The organism is Nocardiopsis deserti (assembly GCF_008638355.1).
Classification (GTDB): Bacteria; Actinomycetota; Actinomycetes; order Streptosporangiales; family Streptosporangiaceae; genus Nocardiopsis; species Nocardiopsis alborubida.
Genome location: NZ_VWVS01000025.1, coordinates 48236 through 66656, shown reverse-complemented (window position 1 = coordinate 66656; position 18421 = coordinate 48236). Strand labels below are relative to the sequence as shown.

Here is an 18421-nt window from a genome sequence, read left to right as displayed (position 1 = left end):
TGGACCCGGCGGATGCGGTGCGCCATGATCACGACCGGACCCGACGATCTGTGCCCGCACGGATTCCCAGCGTCACCTACCAGGGTATGCGCCGGAGTTGTAGGCGCGTTCACCTTGGTTTCACCTGCGCGTTTGGAATTTCGGCCAAGGTCGAGAGCGTCCGGCGGAGCACCCCGTCGGAGCAGGAGACAATCCGCGCGCCCCGGTCAGACCCCGCACCGACGGAGCGCGTGGGAGCAGGACGATCCCCAAGGAGAAGGTGTGCCCGAATCCGCGCCCCGCCGCCGCCAGCTGCCGTTGATCGGCCAGGTCGGTGGTGGTCGTTCCCGTGCGACATGCAGACTGCGCTGCGGCGACGCCTGTTTCCACCCGGCTCCCAACACCAGCGACAACCCCTACTTCGGGGACATCTTCGCCAAGGCGCTCTCCCGCCGCTCCATCATCCAGGCCGGTGCCGTGAGCGCCGGAGCGGGCGCGCTCGGACTCGCCGCGCTCAGCCCGGCCTCCGCCGACCGCCGCGGCCCCGACCGCCCCCACCCCTCCCCGCGGCCCACCTTCACCAGCGTCCAGCCCAACAACGACGACAAGATCACCATCCCCCGGGGCTACGACCAGCACGTCATCATCCGCTGGGGGGAGCCGGTCCTGCCCGGCGCGCCCGAGTTCGACGTGTACGACCAGACCGCCGAGGCGCAGGCCCAGCAGTTCGGCTACAACTGCGACTACGTCGGCTTCCACCAGCTCGACGACGACCACGCCCTGCTGTGGGTCAACCACGAGTACACCAACGAGGAACTGATGTTCCCGGGGTACACCGGCGGGAACGCGGCCAGCGAGGAGCAGGTCCGCACCGCCATGGCCGCCCACGGCGGCTCCATCGTCGAGCTGGAGCGCGAGGGCCGCACCGGCAAGTGGGTGCTGTCCACCGGCGAGCGCGCCTTCAACCGCCGCATCACCGCCGACACCCCCATGCGCCTCACCGGCCCCGCCGCCGGGCACGACCTGCTCAGGACGGCGGAGGACCCCACCGGCACCCTGGTCAGGGGCATGCTCAACAACTGCGCGGGCGGCATGACCCCGTGGGGCACCTTCCTCACCGCCGAGGAGAACTTCAACCAGTACTTCGCCAACGGCTCCGGGTCCGCCGAGACCAGGCGCTACGGCGTCGGCACCGGTGCCACGGGCCGCCGCTGGGAGCGGTTCGAGGAGCGCTTCGACCTCTCCAAGCACGCCAACGAGATCAACCGCTTCGGCTACATCGTCGAGGTCGACCCGCTCGACCCCGAGTCCGAGCCGCGCAAGCACACCATGCTCGGCCGCTTCAAGCACGAGGGCGCCACCACCCGCCTGGCTGACGACGGCCGGGTCGTGGCCTACATGGGCGACGACGAGCGCTTCGACTACATGTACAAGTTCGTCAGCGCCAAGAAGTACGTCGAGGGATCCCGCCGCCACAACCTCACCCTGCTGGAGACGGGCACCCTGTACGTGGCCCGCCTCTCCGGCAACAGCCCCGCCGACGAGTTCGACGGCTCCGGCGCGCTGCCCGCCGACGGCGAGTTCGACGGTTCCGGCGAGTGGATCGCGCTGTGCACCGACACCGAGAGCTTCGTCCCCGGCTTCAGCGTCGCAGAGGTGCTCATCCACACCCGTCTGGCCGCCGACGCCATGGGCCCCACCAAGATGGACCGCCCCGAGGACTTCGAGCCCAGCCCGGTCACCGGCAAGGTCTACTGCGCGCTGACCAACAACTCCGCCCGTGAGCCCGGCCAGGCCGACGAGCCCAACCCGCGCGGCCCCAACCGGTACGGCCACATCCTGGAGATCATCGAGGACGGCGACGACGCCGGGGCCACCTCCTTCGCCTGGAACGTGCCGCTGGTGTGCGGCAACCCCGAGGACGACGACACCTACTACGCGGGCTTCGACAAGTCCAAGGTCATGCCGATCTCCTCGCCGGACAACCTGACCTTCGACAAGGACGGCAACCTGTGGATCTCCACGGACGGCCAGCCCGGCTCCCTGGGGATCAACGACGGCCTGCACGTGATGCCGGTCGAGGGCCGCTTCCGCGGTGAGCTGAAGACCTTCGCCACCGTCCCGGTCGGCGCGGAGGCCTGCGGCCCCTTCGTCACCAAGGACAGCAAGACGGTGTTCCTGGCTCCCCAGCACCCGGGTGACGGCGGCAGCTTCGAGGCGCCCACCAGCACCTGGCCCGACGGCGAGTTCCCGCGCCCGTCCGTGGTGTGCATCTGGCACACCGCGGGCCGCGAGGTCGGCAGGTAACCCTGCCCCCCTCCCGCCGGTAGGGACGACGACCACCGGCCCCGGCTTCCATCGTGGGGGCTGCCGGGGCCGGTTCTCCGTGTCCGGGCCTCGGCCCGGGGGCGGAGCCCTCAGAGCACCTTCTCGAAGCAGAGCGAGGAGGGCTCGTCGGCGTAGGCGCCGAAACCGGGGATGGGCGTGTACCCCGAGCGGGTGTAGAACCGCACCGCGTCGGGCTGGCGGTCGCCCGTCTCCAGGCGCAGGCACTTCCAGCCCCGGTCGCGGGCCCGGTCCTCCAGCGCCGCCAGGACCAGCGACGCCGCGCCCGAGCCGCGCCGGTCGGGCCGGACGTACATCCGCTTGACCTCGCCCGCCGCGTCGCCGAGGTCGCGCAGGCCGCCGCAGCCCACCGCCTCGCCCGAAGCGTCGCGGGCCACCACGAACACCGCGATGTCCCCGGCGGAGGGAGCCACCCCCGGCTCGGAGTCGGGGGTGCCGTACCGTTCGGCGATCTCCGCCCGCTGACCGGCCCGCAGGGCGACGGCGTCGGGATCGTCCCAGGAAACCTCGTCGACACGCATGGGCGCCACACTAGCGGCGCCGTGTTTCGCGGCTGTGAAATCCCGTCCGGACAGCGGCCTCTGCGCGCAGCGCCACCCCTGCGCGGAGCGCCGCCTTCGTGAGGGCGGCGGCCCCCGTGCGCGCCGCCGCTCACGTGCGAACGGTGAGACCCGAACCGGGGCGTGGGCCCCGGTCCCGCCCGAGCTCAGACCGGGTCGGTGAGGGCCTCGCGCATCACCCGGAACTTGGACTCGGTCTCGGCCAGCTCCGACTCCGGGTCGGACTGGGCGACGATGCCCCCTCCGGCGAACAGCCGGGCGCGCGCGCCCTCCACGCGGGCGCAGCGCAGGGCGATGCCCCACTCGGCGTTGCCCGCGCCGTCCAGCCACCCGACCGGACCGGCGTAGCCGCCCCGGTCCATGCCCTCGGCCTTCGCGATCAGCCGCATGGCCGCCGCGGTGGGGGTGCCGCCCACGGCCGCCGTGGGGTGCAGGGCCGCGACCGCGTCCAGCGCCGAGACCCCGGTGGACAGGCGGGCGCGCACGGGTGTGGCCAGGTGCTGCACGTTGGCGAGCGCGAGCAGGCGGGGCCGCCCGGGCACGTCCAGTTCCTCGGTGAGCGGTTCCAACGCGGTGCGCAGGGAGTCCACGGCCATGCGGTGCTCGTCCACGTCCTTGGCCGAGGACAGCAGCTCCTCGGCCAGGAGCCGGTCGCCGTCGGGGTCCTCGCCCCGGGGACGGGTTCCGGCCAGCACCAGCGAGGAGAGCCGGTCGCCCTCGCGGCGCAGCAGCAGCTCGGGGGTGGCTCCGACCATGCCGTCCACGGAGAAGGTGAAGCAGCTGGGGAAGCGCAGCCGCAGCCGCTCCAGCAGCGTGCGCACGTCGATGGGGGCGTCGGCCTCGGCCAGGGCGTCGCGCGCCAGCACGGCCTTGTCGAGCTCTCCCGCGCGGATGCGCTCGACGGTACCGACCACGGCGGACATCCACTGCCCACCGGTCAGCGACCCCGTGCTCCAGGAGAGCGGGCCGACGGGCCGCGGCGCGGACGCCGTGCGGATCGGCTCGGCCGGGTGCGCCCCGGGTGCGTCGGTGACGGTGGTCAGCCAGGCGCGGCCGTCGCGCCGACCGACCAGCACGCGCGGTACCACCAGGGCCGACCCCGCGGAGGAGGGGGCGAAGGCGAACGTGCCGAACGCGACCGGTCCGGTGCCGGGCACTCCCACCTCGTCGTGGACCTCGGCGCGCTCGGTGAGGGCGTTCATCCAGCGTGCCGCCTCGGTGAAGCGGGTGGTGTCGGTGGGCTCGGCCGTCTCGGGCTCGCCGCCCAGGTCCAGCCGCGCGGCCCGTCCCCAACCCACGATGCCCTCGTCGCCGGTCAGCCAGGCCAGGGGGGAGTCCGCCGGTAGGTGGCGCACCAGGCTGGCCGTGTCATCGGGCACGGCGACGGTGCGGACGAACAGGCGGGGCGGGCTCAGGAGGGCGTTCACGGTCCCCGAGTCTAGAACCTCGTCTGGGGCGGTGTGTCCGGTATCGGCCGTGGTGGCCGGGGTGCGCGGCGTGCCCCTTCCCGGGCCGGGGCCGCCCTCGTGGCCCGGACTTCGCCGTTGCCCGGCGGGGACCGTGCTCCACGGCCGCCCGCGCAGACACTCCGTTGACCTGTGGGGACGGCCCCCTGGCATGGGGGGTGCGAGGTTATCCACAGTTTGCCGCGATCGTGTCCGAAAATTGACTGTCTGGCCTACTCTGGTTCGCGGTGCGACGCCGCGGTGACGGCGGTACGCGACTCACCCCTCAGAGGAGACCTCTTCCATGGATTCAGTGGCTCGTGCCGTGACCTCGCCGCGCGCCGCGCTGCGGTGGGCCGCGTCGGCCGCCGCGGCCACCGTCCTGCTGGCGGGCTGCACCGCACGGGACACCGGTGCCGAGGAGCCGCGGACCGGCGGTGGGTCCGGGACCGCCGCCTCCGCCGGGTGCGGTGACGGCGGGGCGGAGCGGCGGATGCGCGGGGCGTGGCTGACCACGGTCCGCAACATCGACTGGCCCTCGGAGCCGGGCCTGTCCGCCGAGGAGCAGAGGGCCGAGCTCGACGCCTACCTCGACGACGCCTCCGGCATGGGACTCAACGCGGTCTTCCTGCACGTGCGCCCCACCGCCGACGCCGTCTACGAGTCGGACCTGGAGCCGTGGGCGCGCTACCTCACCGGCGAGCAGGGCGGCGACCCCGGCTACGACCCGCTGGAGTACGCGGTGGCCGAGGCGCACGAGCGCGGTCTGGAGCTGCACGCCTGGTTCAACCCCTACCGCGTGGGCTTCCAGGACCCCGACGTCGAGAACCTGGCCGATGACCACCCGGCCAGGGAGAACCCCGAGTGGCTCGTCGACTACGGAGACGAGGCCTACCTCGACCCCGGCAACCCCGAGGTCCGCGAGTGGGTGACCCGCGTGATCATGGACGTGGTGGAGCGCTACGACATCGACGGCGTGCACTTCGACGACTTCTTCTACCCCTACCCCAAGGACGGCGAGGAGTTCGACGACGACGCGTCCTGGGAGGAGCACGGCGAGGGCTTCGACGCCCGGGCCGACTGGCGCCGTGACAACGTCAACCAGCTCATCGCCGACGTCCACGAGGGCATCGAGGCGACCAAGCCCTGGGTGAGCTTCGGGATCTCCCCGTTCGGCATCTGGCGCAACGACTCAACCGACCCCAGCGGCTCGTCCAGCTCGGGCCTCCAGTCCTACGACGCCCAGTACGCCGACACCCGCACCTGGATCCAGGAGGGCACGGTCGACTACGTCGCACCCCAGCTGTACTGGGAGCGGGGCTTCGACACCGCCGACTACGAGGTCCTGTCCGACTGGTGGGCACAGGAGGTCGAGGGCACCGGCGTGGACCTGTACATCGGCCAGGCCGCCTACCGGGTGGGCGAGGACGGCTGGACCGGCGAGGACGCGCTCAGCACCCAGCTGGACTACTCCGGCGAGCTGTCCCAGGTGGACGGCGACGTCTACTTCTCCATCAGGAACCTGCGCGAGCAGGCCTCCGACGCCTACTCCGCACTGGCCGACGAGCACTACGGCAACCCCGCGCTTCCCCCCCTCTCCGACGCGCCCGAGGGTCAGGGGCCGCTGGTCGGCACGGTCGGCGGGGTCACGGCCCGGGCCGCCGACGAGGGGGTCGACGTGGCGTGGGAGGCCGTGGACGGCGCCCGCTTCTACGCCGTCTACCGGCTGCCCGCCGACGCGTCCGCCGCAGGGTCCGAGGAGGAGCGCTGCGCCGCGGTCAGCGCGGAGAACCTCGTGGGCCTGACGGGGGAGACGGCCCTGACCGACACCGCACCGCTGGAGAACGGCGTCGGATACGTGGTCACCGCGCTGGACGACTACCGCGCCGAGGGACCGGTCAGCGAGGCCGCCGACGTGCGCGGCTGACCTGCCGACGAGGAGCGCGCGGGCTCCGGCCGGGGATCGCCTCCCCGGCCGGAGCCCGCTTCGTCCGCAGGGGGATCCGCTCTCCGATCCCTCCGCGCGGCCGTCTGTCGCAAAATCCCAGAAGCAGGGTGAAAAGATAAGCATCTGCTAGCGGAAAGCCCCTTTTGCCCCAGCAGATGCCAGAGGTAGGTTGTCCCCATGCCGACCTTCCACATCAGCGAGGCCGCCGACCTCCTCGGCGTCAGTGCCGACACCGTCCGGCGCTGGGTCGACTCCGGCCGCCTGTCCGCCACCCGTGACGCCTCCGGGAGGCGTCTGATCGGGGGCGCGGACCTGGCCGGGTTCATGCGCGCGGACACCGGCGAGGACCCGGACCGGCGCCGGTCCTCCGCCCGCAACCGCTTCCGCGGCCTGGTCACCGACATCGTCCGCGACCGGGTGATGGCCAGCGTGGAGATCCAGGCCGGACCCCACCGCGTGGTCTCGCTGATGAGCCGCGAGGCAGCCGACGAACTCGGCCTGGAGGTGGGCACCGTCGCCACCGCGGTGGTCAAGTCCACCAACGTGGTCGTGGAGACCACCGGGGATCGCCATGCGTGAGCGCGCCCTCCACAACCCCGGGCCAGGTGTTCCCCGGCGCCCCGGACACGCTCCGCTCGGCTGGCTCCGGTCCGGCGTCCTCCGTACGGGAACCGGTGCCCCCGGCCGCCTCCGGCCCGGCGCGCTCCGCCTGGCCTGCGCCCTGACCGCGGCCTCACTCACCCTCTCCGCCTGCTCCTCGGGGGAGGGGGCCGACGACCGGCTCAACGTCTTCGCCGCTGCCTCCCTCACCGACGTCTTCACCGACCTCGCCGAGGAGTTCGAGGCCGAGCACCCCGGGACCGAGGTGGTCCTCAACTTCGCGGGCAGCAGCGACCTGGCCCTCCAGATCAACTCCGGCGCCCCCGCCGACGTCTTCGCCTCCGCCGACACCGCCACCATGGACCGGGTCGTCGAGGGCGAGGGGCTGGACCCCGACTGGGCCGCGGAGCACGGCGTCCGGGGCGTCGTCTTCGCCGCCAACACCCTGCGCATCGCCGTGCCCCCGGGCAACCCGGCCGGTGTCGGGGAGCTGGCCGACCTCGCGGGCGGGGACACCGCCGTCGCCTTCTGCGCCGAGGAGGTCCCCTGCGGCGCGGCCACCGACGCGGTCCTGGACGAGGCCGGGCTGGAGATCACCCCCGACACCTACGAGGAGGACGTGCGCGCGGTCCTGACCAAGGTCGAACTCGGCGAGGTCGACGCCGGACTCGTCTACGCCACCGACATCGTCTCCGCGGGCGACCGGGTCGAGGGCATCGCGTTCGACGAGTCCGACGAGGCGGTCAACGACTATCCCGTCGGGGTCGTCTCCACCACCTCCGACGCCGCGCTCGCCGCCGCATGGGTGGCGCTGGTGCGCTCCCCGGCGGGCGAGGAGGTCCTGCGGGCCGCCGGGTTCGAGGTGCCATGACGCCCGACCGCGCTCCCGCCGCGCCCACCGCCGCCGCGCCGCGCCGCCGCCCGCCGCGTGTGCGCTCCGGGCGCCCGCCCTGGATCCTGGTGCTGCCCGCGCTCCTGGGCGTGGCCTTCCTCGTGCTGCCCATGGCGGGCCTGCTGGTCAGCGCGCCCTGGTCCACCATGGGCAGCCGCCTCGCCGAGCCCGAGGTGCTGGCCGCCCTGTGGCTGTCCCTGTCCACCGCCACCGCCGCCACGGCCGTGTCCCTGCTCCTCGGGGTGCCGCTGGCCTGGCTGCTGGCCCGCACCGACTTTCCTGGGCGCCGCCTCGTGCGCGCCCTGGTCACCGTCCCCCTGGTGATGCCGCCCGTGGTCGGCGGCGTCGCGCTGTTGCTGGTCCTGGGACGCAACGGGATCGTGGGGCGGTACCTGGACGCCTGGTTCGGGATCACGCTGCCCTTCACCCCCGCCGCCGTGGTCCTGGCCCAGGTGTTCGTCGCCATGCCGTTCCTGGTGATCAGCGTGGAGGGCGCGCTGCGCGGCGCGGACCGCCGCTACGAGGAGGCCGCCGCCACCCTGGGCGCCAGCCGGGCGGCCGTCTTCGCCCGCGTCACCCTGCCCATGGTGCTGCCGGGCATCGCGGCGGGCGCGGTCCTGTGCTGGTCGCGTGCCCTGGGCGAGTTCGGCGCCACCATCACCTTCGCCGGGAACTTCCCCGGCACCACGCAGACCATGCCGCTGGCCGTGTACGTGGCCATGCAGCGCGACCCCGAGGCCGCCATCGTGCTCAGCCTGATCCTGCTGGCGGTCTGCCTGGCCGTCCTGGCCACCCTGCGCGAGAGGTGGACGAACACCTGATGGCCCCGAACCACGGCCCCGGGTCCACACCTGACCCCGGCCCCACACCCGGCCCCGGGCCCGCACCGGCACCCGAGCGCACAGCCCCACCTTCGGCCACACCCGCCCCGGAGCCTGAACCCACGTCCGCGCCAGCGGCCACATCCGCATCTTCGGTTGCACCCATGCCCGAGCCCACACCCGCGCTGGAGGCGGACCTGCGCCTGAGCCGGGGCGCCTTCACCCTGGAGGCCTCCCTCACGGTGCGCCCGGGAGAGATCCTCGCCCTGCTGGGGCCCAACGGCGCGGGCAAGTCCTCGGCGCTGCGCGCCCTGGCCGGACTGGTGCCCCTCACCGGCGGCCGGGTCCTCGTGGACGGGCGCGACCAGACCACCACGCCCGTGGAGCGCCGCCCCATCGGCATGGTCTTCCAGGACTACCTGCTCTTCCCGCACATGAGCGCCCTGGACAACGTGGCCTTCGGTCCCCGCCGCCAGGGCCTGTCGCGGGCGGCGGCCCGCGAGCGCGCCGCCGAACTGCTCGCCCACATGGACCTGTCCGCGCACGCCCGCGTCCGGCCGCGCCGACTCTCCGGCGGCCAGGCCCAGCGGGTGGCGCTGGCCCGCGCCCTGGCCGTGCGACCGCGCCTGCTGCTGCTCGACGAGCCCATGGCCGCCCTGGACGCCAGCACCCGCATCGACGTGCGCGCCCGGCTGCGCCACCTGCTGGAGGAGTTCGACGGGGCCACGGTGCTGGTCACCCACGACCCGCTCGACGCCATGGTGCTCGCCGACCGTGTGGCGGTGATCGAGGAGGGCCGGGTGGTGCAGCAGGGCGAACCCGCCGAGGTGGCGCGGCGCCCCCGCACCGCCTACGTCGCGCGGCTGGTGGGGCTCAACCTCTTCCGCGGCACGGCCGAGGGCACCACCGTCACCCTGGACGGCGACGGATCCGGCGAGTCCGCGCGGGTGGAGGTGCACGAGGCGCACCGGGGCCCGGCCCTGGTGGCCTTCCCGCCGCGCGCCGTGGCCCTGTACCCGCACCGTCCGCACGGCAGCCCGCGCAACGTGTGGCGGTTGACGGTGGAGGGGACCGAGCGGTTCGGCGACCAGGTGCGGGTGCACCTGGCGGGGAGCCCCTCCCTGGTCGCCGACATCAGCCCGGCGGCCCTGGCCGAACTGGGCCTGGCTCGGGGGGACGCGGTGTGGGCGGGGGTCAAGGCCGCCGAGGTCGAGTGCTACCCGGGATGACTCCCGGCGGATCCGGCCCGCGGCCCCGCGTCGGCGCGGCGCACGTCGCCGGTCCGGGGCGGCGGGTTGTGTCCTACGGAGAGAACCGATTTTTCTACCCAGAATCGGGCATAGAAACCCACATCGGAAAACCTGTGCACACCTGGATATCTCAGGTACACCCGGGGGAGACTGTAAGTCTGGCGACGACAGTCCTTCCCCCCGTGGCCGAGGAGGGTTCCATGTCCCTGAGAGAGCACGAGAGAAGAATCCTCGCGGAGATCGAGCGGCAGCTCAGCGAGGAGGAACCGGACCTGGCCGGACGACTGGAGTCCTTCGGGTCGACGGACCCCGACGCTCCGGCCGACCCCGGTCTTGGCGGCTGGAAACCGTGGGTGGCGTGCGGCCTGATCGCCGCGGTCACCGCGGGCCTGCTCGTGATGCTGTTCGTACTCACCCCGAGCACACCGCAACCGTCCGCGCCCACGGCGCCGGTCGACACCTCACAGACCACCGGCGATCCGGCGCCCGAACCGGACCCCGTTCCGGACGGGCCCGAGGCCGTCGGCACCTCCTGACCGGTGTCCCGAGCCGGAGCGGCTGGGCGTCGCCCGGGACGCGTGACGGGCGGTGTGCGTCGGGTGCACACCGCCCGTCACGGGCCCCGGGTTCCGCGCGTCCGGCTCAGTCGCCGTGGCCGAGGATGACGGTCCAGTAGGGGCCGTCCTCGCCCTTCACCACACCCACGCCGATGTGCTCGGCCCCGCAGTCGGCGAGCACCTGGTTGTGGCCGCGGCGCGTCCAGGCCTCCACCGCCTCCTCGGCCGTCTCGAAGCCGCTGGCCACGATCTCGCCGGAGGGGTGCGCGTACCCCAGGCCGCGGGCGCGGTCCCTGGCCGACGAGTTGTCGAGGAACCCGCCGCCGGGGAACCCGCTGTCGCCGGCCTCGGCCTGGCTGTGCTCCCGGGCGGCCCGGGTGAGCAGCTCGTGGGCGCTCAGCTTCTCGCACCCGTACCCGGGCCTTTCGTCGTTCACCAGCCGCACGACCTCGGCCTCGGCCTCGGGCCAGGGATCGGCCGGGTCCTCCTGCGTCCACGGCGGGGGCCAGCCGCCTCCGGAGCCCGTCCCCTGGGACGCGGACGGGATCCCGCCGCCGGCGAACACGTCGCCGGGGTCGGCCGCGCCGGTCACACCGGCGCAGCACACGGCCGCCGCCGCCATCCCCACGAGGACACGGCCTCGAAGCAGGTTTCGCATGTCTTTCCACCTTCCGTGCGCGGGGGCGCGTGTACCGCGCCGCGCCCGCGCACACCAGGGGCGGACAGCCGTGAAGACCGTCCGCCCGCAACCTCGCGGGAACTCAGTTCGCCTTGCTGGTGGTCCTGTCCACCGTGGCTCCGTGCATGGAGGCGGTGTAGGTCACGTACTCGTAGAAGACCTCGCCGTCGTCGCCGACGCGGCTGTGGACCACGGTCATGGTGGCACCTTCGGCGCTGGCGCTGCCGAAGTCCTTCTCGAAGACCGTGTCGGCCATCGCGACCGAGGGCGCACCCAGCGCCAGGCCGAAGGCCACACCGGTCAGGGACAGCGCTCGTCGTAGTCGGACCATCGTCCTTCCCCTCCTCGGGTTGGGTCGGGTCACGCCCGCCGGGCGCGGCGGCCGACACGGCCGCCGCGCCCGACGGAAACGGGATGCCTAGTTCGCACCGCTCACGATGCTGTGGGAGGCGGCGCCGTCGTGGCCCGCCCAGGTGGCGCTCTTCTTGTAGAAGGAGCCGCCGCCGTCCCAGTGGTCGTCGCCCTTGCCGTCCTTGTGGCCGTGGCCGTGACCGTGGCCGTAGTCGCCGCCGTCGAAGGCGACAGCGGTCACGTTGTGGCTCGCGGCGCCCTCGGGGCCGGCGGCGCTGGACTCACCCGAGAAGAAGCTGTCCGCCATAGCGGTGGCCGGGGCGCCGAAGGCCAGGGCCGGAACGGCGACGGAGGCGAAGGCGATCCGAGTGAGAGTCTTGCGGTTCATCCTGTGTCCTTTCGAGGCGGACCGACGATCTGTCGGTCCGGTGGCGCCGATCCCCCCAGCTCGACCCTCGGGGGAACCGTTCTCCTGGCGCCATCCGTAGATCTGCCCCGGGCGCCCGTCCATTAACTCTTAGTAGTCACTAAATAGCTTAAAGTAATAATTGGTTGTTTTGGGTCGGATTTTTCCTGCTTGGGGAGAGCACATGCCCCGCAGCGGAGACAGGGGGCTACCGGTCCACGAAAGGACGAGGACGGGTTCGCGGCGTGTGGCGGAGCCAGGGAGCATGGTAGACGCAGGGAAACCGGTACCGACACCGGCCACGCCGTCCCGGGCGCGCGCCGTCGGACCGCTTCCGGCCAGGCTGCCGCGGGCCGCACCGTTTCCGGGGACGGGCCGCCGCACCGCTCCGGGGCCGCGGGCTCACATCCCCTCGCGGGCGCACCGCGCGTCGCGGGGGCGCCTCAACGCCGACGGCGCGCACCGGCGGGGCCGGTACGCGCCGTCGCGGCGGATCCGCCTCAGAGGGCGTTGGTGAAGCTGGCGGCCAGGGGACCGGCCACGGACGAGCCGCCGCCACCGCCCTCGACCACCACGGCGAAGGCCACGTCGCCCTTGAAGCCGACCATCCAGGCGTGGCTGGGAAGCTCCCCGTCCTCGTCGGCGTCCTCGGCGGTGCCGAACTCGGCCGTACCCGACTTGGCGTGCACCTCGCCCTGGAAGGGCACGTCCTCGGCGGTGCCCTCGGTGACGACCGCGCGCATCATCGTCCGCAGCGCCTCGGCCTGGGCGATCGCCCGGGGTTCGGGCAGACCCTCCTGGGCGGGTTCGGTCACCAGCACCGGGTGGCGCCAGGAACCGTCGGCGACCGCGGCGGGCACCGTGGACATGTGCAGCGGCGAGGTGAGGATCTGGCCCTGGCCGATGCTCTGGGCGCCCAGCATGGTGGCGCTGTCCACCGGCGGGAAGGACGGTTCGAGCGTGGGCACGCCGATGTCCAGCGGCGCGTTCATGCCGAACTGCTCGGCGCTGGCCTGGAGCGTGTCCGAGCTGAGCCGGTCGCCGACCTGCTCCACCAGTGCGGTGTTGCAGGAGGTCGCGAACGCCTCGGTCACCGTCTGGGCGCCGTACTCGGCGTCGCCCGCGTTGACGAACGGCCACCCGCCCAGGTCGTACTCCTTGGGGCAGTTCATGGTGGAGTCCATGCTCATCCCGTTGTCCAGCAGTGAGCTGTAGGAGATGATCTTGAACGACGAACCGGGCGGGTACTGGCCCTCGAAGGCCCGGTTGAACCCGCCGGGCACGTTCGCCGCGGCCAGGATCTCCCCGGTGGAGGGGCGCACCGCCACCAGACCCGCCGGGTCGGGGGAGCCGATGATGGCGTTGGAGGCCGCGTTCTGGACGGCCATGTCGATGCTGGTGGTGATGTCCTCGCCGTCGGCGCCGTCCAGGGTGGCCACCGTGTTCTCCTCGGTGGCCTCCAGGGAGTCGCTGTCCTCGGCGGCGGCCGCGTCGACCATGAGGATGGTCGTGGCGGCCTCTCCGGCCAGCCGCTCCTCGTAGGTGCGCTGGAGGCCGCTGACGCCCACGGTGTCACCGACGCTGTAGGCCGGGCCGAGCCGCTCGACGTCCTCCGCGGTGGCCTCGCCCAGGGAGCCCGCGATCATCTGGAGCGAACCGGAGACGTTGCCGCCGTCCAGGGCGGTGCCGTCGGCGGCCAGGATGTTGCCGCGCTCGCCCCACACGGCGGTGCGGGCCAGGACCTGCCCCTCGCCCAGGCCGGGGTAGGCGACCTCGGGGGAGAACTCCACCCACCACTCGCCGTCCTCGCGGACCAGGGGCAGTTCGCCCTCCCATCCCCAGTCGTCGGCGTTGGTCAGCGACACGGTGACCTCGTAGGGCGCGCTGCCGGTACCGCCGTCGGCGGTCACCGTGCCGACCTCCACCGCGATGGAGTCGACGCCCAGCCCGGAGTCGATCCCGCCGAGCACCGCGGCGGCGTCGCCGCCCCGGGTGACCGCGGCCAGGCGCTCGTAGTCCTGCGCCTCCCAGGCGGCCTCGTACTCGGCGGTGGCCTCCTGGGGTTCGGGCAGCGTCAGGACGTACCAGGACGCGCCGCCGCCGACGAGCAGCAGCACCACGACGGCGGAGAGCACGCCGATGAGCAGGCCGCGCCGCGACTTGCGGGGCGGGGGACCGGGGTCGTAGCCGTCGTCTCCGTAGCCGTCGGGCTCGTCCGGTCCGCCGGAGCCCGGGCCGCCGCCGTAGAGGTACTCGAAGCCGTCCGGGGATCCCTGGCCGCGCTGGGGCCCGGTCTCCCCGTGGCCGCCGTGGCCTCGCGCCGGGTCGTCTAGTTCGCCCGGGTAGGGGGTGTCGCCGTGGTGGACGGGCTGACCCGGGTAGGGGTCGTCGTCCCAGGTGTCGGTGCGGCCGTCCGCGGGACCGTGTCCGGCGGCGGGCTCGCGGACGCCGTGCCGGGAGGCCGGGGTGTCCTGCCAGGAGCCGTGCGCCTCGTCGTCCCGGGCCCCGTTCCAGCCGCCGGAGGGACCCTGCGCCGAGGGGTAGGGGGCGTTCCAGCCCTCGTCGGCGGGTCCCCCGTGCGGGGGCTCGTCCCAGGAGGCGGGGGCGGGGGCGGGAGCGTCCCAGGACCCGGCGGACCGTTCCGGGAAGTCGGGCTGCGGGGGAGTGCCGGGAACGGGCGCGGACGGGGCCGCCGGTTCCGGGGGATGGGGACGTCCGTGGCCGCCGGTGTCCGCGGGCGGGGGCCCCTGGGTGCGCTGGGGGATGCGGTAGGGGTTTGCGGGGCGCGAGGGGTGCGCCGGGGACTCGTGCGATGCTTCGGGCGGCCCGGAGGAATCCGGTTGCCGGGGGGACCGTTCGTCCACGCCTGACCGTCCTTCACTGGGGATGGCTGGAGATACCACGATGCCCCGCTCCCACCTCAGCGGGAACGGGGCACGAGGATGAGGGTCGGCATGGCGGTCGCCTCTCGGCGCGGGGCACAACGGGGCTCCTGGCCGTACGGTCACCCACCCGGAGGCGGGGCCGGACGCGGTATTCCGCGAAGGCAGTTGTTGAGGCCCGGGGGACACTTGCTACCACACCGACCAACAGTGACTCTAACCCATCGGGCCGGGCCGTTGTTCCGCTACCGGCAGATGCGGCGCATGCGCAATCTCACGGTAGCCGCGGGCGAAGCGGGGGAATGCGGTGGCCGGTCCCGCAGAGGGGCGCGGGACCGGCCGGGAAGCCCGCGAACCGGAGGCTACTCCTGGCGCGCGATGCTGGTCTGCTCGTCACGGGAGAGGAGCTTGAGGCGCTTGCGCCCGCGCTCGGCGCCCAGTTCCTCCTCGCGGGCCTCGATCCGCTGCCAGCCCTCCCACGTGGTGTAGTGGACGCCGCGCGCCTCCAGCAGGGCGCGGAAGGCGACGGGGTCGGGCTCGGAGGCCGGGGTGAGGTCCTCGCGGTCGGCCACCAGGTTGGTGACCGTCTCCAGGGCGTCGCCCTTGGTGTGGCCGATGAGGCCCACGGGGCCGCGCTTGATCCAGCCGGTGGCGTAGACGCCGTCCATCGGCTCCTCGTCCAGGTCCAGGACCCGGCCCTCGGCGTTGGGGACGACGCCGCGCTCCTCGTCGAAGGGCAGGTCGGCCAGGGGCGAGCCCAGGTAGCCGATGGCGCGGTAGACGGCCTGGACCTCGTGGTCGACGTACTCGCCGGTTCCCCGGACGCCGCCGTCGCCGGCCAGCTCCATGCGCTCGGTCCGCAAGCCCGTGACGCGGTCCTCGCCGAGCACGGCCACCGGGCTGTGCAGGAAGTGCAGGTGCAGGCGGCGCTCGGCGCCGCGCGGGTCGCGGATCGCCCAGTTCTGCAGGACCTTGACGTTGGTTTTGACCTGGTTGGAGTCCTCGCAGGCCTGGAGGCTCCCCTCGTCCATGTCGAAGTCCTCGGGGTAGACGATGACCTCGACGCCGGGCTGCTTGTCCAGCTCGCGCAGCTCCATGGGGGTGGCCTTGCACTGGGCGATGCCGCGGCGGGCGAAGACGTGGACGTCGGTGATCTGCTTGGCGCGCAGCCCCTCGTACACGTTGTCGGTGATGTCGGTCTCCAGCAGGTCCTCGGCGCTCTTGGCGAGGATGCGGGCGACGTCGACGGCGACGTTGCCCGCGCCGATCACGGCGACGCTGGTGCCCTCCACGTGCCAGGACGGTGACACGTCGGGGTGGGAGTCGTACCAGAAGACGAAGTCGGCGGCGCCGTGGCTGCCGGGCAGGTCGATGCCGGGGATGTTCAGCGGCCGGTCGCGGTCGCTGCCCGTGGCGAAGACGACCGCGTCGTAGTGGTGGCGCAGGTCCTCCAGCTTGAGGTCCACGCCGTACTCGACGTTGCCGTAGAAGGTGATCTCCGGCTTGTCCAGGATCTTGTGCAGCGCACCCTGGATCTGCTTGATCCGGGGGTGGTCCGGGGCGACGCCGTAGCGGACCAGGCCGTAGGGGGAGGGCAGCTTGTCGAGGATGTCGATGCTGACGGACGTGCCGCACGCGGACAGGGTCTCGTCCTTGGTGAGCAGGTCCGCGGCGTAAATCCCCGCGGGGCCCGCACCCACGATTCCCACTCGCAGTGGTCGCGTCATCGCACAGCTCCAAGTCTTCGCGCCAGAGTCGGACGCCATCAAAAGGTAAGGCTTGCCTAATCTATCCGGTGTTGGCACCGGGAAAACCTACTATAAAGGTAGAGAATTCCGCTCCCCGCCCCAGGACCGCGTGCCCGGCCCGGAGGCCCTGCAGGGCCTCCGGGCCGGGCAGGACCCGGTAGGACCAGGTCGGGGGGCTGTCGCCGGTGCCCCGAAAGGTCCCTCAACCAGAGGTCAACGCCCTGTCACCGGTTCCCCAGTTCCGAACGGGCTGTGAAGAAAGTCACCGCGCGCCGGGGCGGTTCGGCGTTCCGGGGGCCACCCGCGGGGGAGGGGGAGTCCGCTCCCCCGAAGAGCGACCCTACTTGCCCGAGGGCCGGGCCTGCTCCAGTTCGGCCTTGACCGAGGCGGCGAACCGGGGCACCTGCTCCTGCCCGGACAGCTTGGCGATGGCGGCCATGATGGCGTCGGTGGCCTCACGGCGCGGGCGCGCCCTGTCCGCCTGGCCCTCCCACGGCGACAGGTCCACCGGTTCGCCGAAGCGCACGCCCACGCGGTTGAGGGAGGGCACCCTGCGGCCGGGGGGCAGGATCCGCTCGGTCCCCGCCAGCGCCACCGGCACCACCGGGGCGCCCGTGGTCAGCGCCAGCCAGGCCAGGCCCGTCTGTCCGCGGTAGAGGCGGCCGTCGGGGGAGCGCGTCCCCTCGGGGAAGATCCCGAAGACCTCGCCGCTCTCCAGCACACCGAGGCTGTTGTCCATGGCCTCCTGGGCGCTCTGACCCGGGCGCCGGTCCACCGAGAGCTGGCCGATGGCCCGCAGCGCGCGGGTGAACAGCCGCCGGGGCAGGGTCCCCTCGTCGAAGAGCTCCTGCTTGGCGATGAAGCGCACCGGCCGGGGGCAGGCCACGCCGATGAAGAGCGGGTCGATCAGCGCCAGGTGGTTGACGGCCAGGATCACCGGACCGCGACGGGGGACGTGGTGCGCGCCCTCCACGCGCTGGGGCCACACCACGCGTGTGGCGGGCGCGATGACGGTCTTGGCCGCTCCGTACAGGGTCACTCGGTCGCCTCTTCTCGGGGTGGGGTGGGTCCGCGGTGCGGGGGTGACGGACGTGCGGAGGGCTCCCGTGTCCGTGTCTTCCGAGCTTATCGGGGCCGCGGGGCGGAGGGCGTGGCCGGAGGACGTGATCTGGGCCGGACGCGGGTGCCGTGGCGCCGGTCACAGGCGCTAGGCTATGGTCTAGACCTCTGGTGCAGGTCAGGGGTCTTTCTCCGGACGCGCGAGCGAGGAAGAACAGCCATGCCGAAACTGGTCGACGTCAGCCACCAGATCACCGACGGGATGACCACCTCTCCGGGCCTGCCGGAACCCGCCGTCGAGGAGCGCACCGCCGTCCCGGGCGCGGTTCCCGGCCACGGCACCAGCAGCGGCCGCGTCACGATGGTCGGTGCCACCGGCACCTACGTGGAGACGCCCGCCCACCGCTACCGGGACGGCGCCGACCTGGCCGACCTGGACCTGTCCCGCGTGGCCGACCTGCCCGGCGTGGTCGTCTCCACCGACTCCGCACGGGTCGGGCCGGAGGCCTTCTCCGGCCTGGACGTGCGCGGACGCGCCGTGCTGGTGCGCACCGGCTGGGACCGGCACTGGCGCACCGAGTCCTACGGCCACCCCGAGCACCCGTACCTGACCGAGGACGCGGCCAAGGTGCTCGTCGACGGCGGCGCCACCCTGGTGGGCATCGACGCGGTCGGCGTGGACGACCCCTCGCCCGCGGCCGAGGGCGCACGCCCGGCGCTGGCCGTCCTGCTCGCCGCCGGTGTCCCCGTCGTCTCGCACCTGTGCCTGCTCGACCAGCTCCCTGACGAGGGCTTCACCTTCTTCGCGGTGCCCGCCAAGATCCGCGGGATGGCCGCCTTCCCCGTGCGGGCCTTCGCCCTCGTCGACTGACCGGCCGCGCCCCCGGCGGCCGGGGGC

The 18421-nt window shown here is 73.2% G+C and carries 16 protein-coding genes; 8 read left to right on the top strand and 8 right to left on the bottom strand.

Features of this window, described 5'->3' with window-relative positions; all coding sequences use genetic code 11:
- The first annotated feature begins 261 nt into the window (after positions 1 to 261).
- On the top strand, positions 262 to 2286 hold the full coding sequence (locus FYW99_RS28290) for a PhoX family protein (RefSeq protein ID WP_150255055.1): 2025 nt from the start codon (positions 262 to 264) through the stop codon (positions 2284 to 2286).
- A 110-nt stretch (positions 2287 to 2396) separates the two neighbouring features.
- Here the strand turns inward: FYW99_RS28290 and FYW99_RS28285 are convergent, their stop codons facing one another.
- Together FYW99_RS28285 and FYW99_RS28280 are read right to left on the bottom strand one after the other, a co-directional pair.
- Positions 2397 to 2846: a GNAT family N-acetyltransferase gene (locus FYW99_RS28285; RefSeq protein WP_150255054.1), complete on the bottom strand. Its 450-nt coding sequence runs from the start codon at positions 2844 to 2846 to the stop codon at positions 2397 to 2399.
- Between the two features lie 185 nt (positions 2847 to 3031).
- Entirely contained in the window at positions 3032 to 4312 is a 1281-nt protein-coding gene (locus FYW99_RS28280) for an isochorismate synthase (RefSeq protein WP_150255053.1), read from the bottom strand.
- A gap of 322 nt (positions 4313 to 4634) precedes the next feature.
- Here FYW99_RS28280 and FYW99_RS28275 point away from each other — a divergent pair, with 322 nt between their 5' ends.
- From FYW99_RS28275 to FYW99_RS28250, 6 genes are all read left to right on the top strand, one after another.
- A complete protein-coding gene (locus tag FYW99_RS28275; protein ID WP_150255052.1) occupies positions 4635 to 6257 on the top strand; it encodes a glycoside hydrolase family 10-like protein in 1623 nt (540 codons plus the stop codon).
- Between the two features lie 198 nt (positions 6258 to 6455).
- A complete protein-coding gene (locus tag FYW99_RS28270; protein WP_150255051.1) occupies positions 6456 to 6857 on the top strand; it encodes a TOBE domain-containing protein in 402 nt (133 codons plus the stop codon).
- On the top strand, positions 6850 to 7749 hold the full coding sequence (gene modA, locus FYW99_RS28265) for a molybdate ABC transporter substrate-binding protein (protein ID WP_223839704.1): 900 nt from the start codon (positions 6850 to 6852) through the stop codon (positions 7747 to 7749). Before FYW99_RS28270 ends, modA begins: the two co-directional genes overlap by 8 nt.
- Positions 7746 to 8591 carry an ABC transporter permease gene (locus FYW99_RS28260; RefSeq protein WP_150255050.1) on the top strand — a complete coding sequence of 282 codons (846 nt, stop codon included), beginning with the start codon at positions 7746 to 7748 and terminating at the stop codon, positions 8589 to 8591. Before modA ends, FYW99_RS28260 begins: the two co-directional genes overlap by 4 nt.
- Before the next feature lie 164 nt (positions 8592 to 8755).
- Positions 8756 to 9820 (top strand): ABC transporter ATP-binding protein, encoded by a 1065-nt coding sequence (locus FYW99_RS28255; RefSeq protein ID WP_190394844.1) that lies wholly within the window; start codon positions 8756 to 8758, stop codon positions 9818 to 9820.
- 221 nt (positions 9821 to 10041) lie between these two features.
- Positions 10042 to 10377, top strand: a complete 336-nt coding sequence (locus FYW99_RS28250) for a DUF3040 domain-containing protein (RefSeq protein WP_150255048.1) — start codon at positions 10042 to 10044, stop codon at positions 10375 to 10377.
- 106 nt (positions 10378 to 10483) lie between these two features.
- On the opposite strand, the gene FYW99_RS28245 is transcribed toward FYW99_RS28250, so the two are convergent.
- From FYW99_RS28245 to FYW99_RS28220, 6 genes are all read right to left on the bottom strand, one after another.
- On the bottom strand, positions 10484 to 11056 hold the full coding sequence (locus FYW99_RS28245; RefSeq protein WP_223839701.1) for a CAP domain-containing protein: 573 nt from the start codon (positions 11054 to 11056) through the stop codon (positions 10484 to 10486).
- Between the two features lie 103 nt (positions 11057 to 11159).
- A complete protein-coding gene (locus FYW99_RS28240) occupies positions 11160 to 11408 on the bottom strand; it encodes a hypothetical protein (protein ID WP_150255047.1) in 249 nt (82 codons plus the stop codon).
- A gap of 87 nt (positions 11409 to 11495) precedes the next feature.
- A complete protein-coding gene (locus FYW99_RS28235; protein ID WP_150255046.1) occupies positions 11496 to 11816 on the bottom strand; it encodes a hypothetical protein in 321 nt (106 codons plus the stop codon).
- Between the two features lie 518 nt (positions 11817 to 12334).
- Positions 12335 to 14698, bottom strand: a complete 2364-nt coding sequence (locus FYW99_RS28230; RefSeq protein WP_150255045.1) for a penicillin-binding transpeptidase domain-containing protein — start codon at positions 14696 to 14698, stop codon at positions 12335 to 12337.
- Positions 14699 to 15078: 380 nt separating this feature from the next.
- A complete protein-coding gene (locus tag FYW99_RS28225; protein ID WP_150255078.1) occupies positions 15079 to 16425 on the bottom strand; it encodes an FAD-dependent oxidoreductase in 1347 nt (448 codons plus the stop codon).
- A 379-nt stretch (positions 16426 to 16804) separates the two neighbouring features.
- Positions 16805 to 17503: a lysophospholipid acyltransferase family protein gene (locus tag FYW99_RS28220; RefSeq protein WP_150255044.1), complete on the bottom strand. Its 699-nt coding sequence runs from the start codon at positions 17501 to 17503 to the stop codon at positions 16805 to 16807.
- Positions 17504 to 17743: 240 nt separating this feature from the next.
- Between FYW99_RS28220 and FYW99_RS28215 the strand changes: the two genes are divergently transcribed.
- Positions 17744 to 18394, top strand: coding sequence for a cyclase family protein (locus tag FYW99_RS28215; protein WP_150255043.1), 651 nt, complete (start codon positions 17744 to 17746; stop codon positions 18392 to 18394).
- Positions 18395 to 18421: the final 27 nt, after the last annotated feature.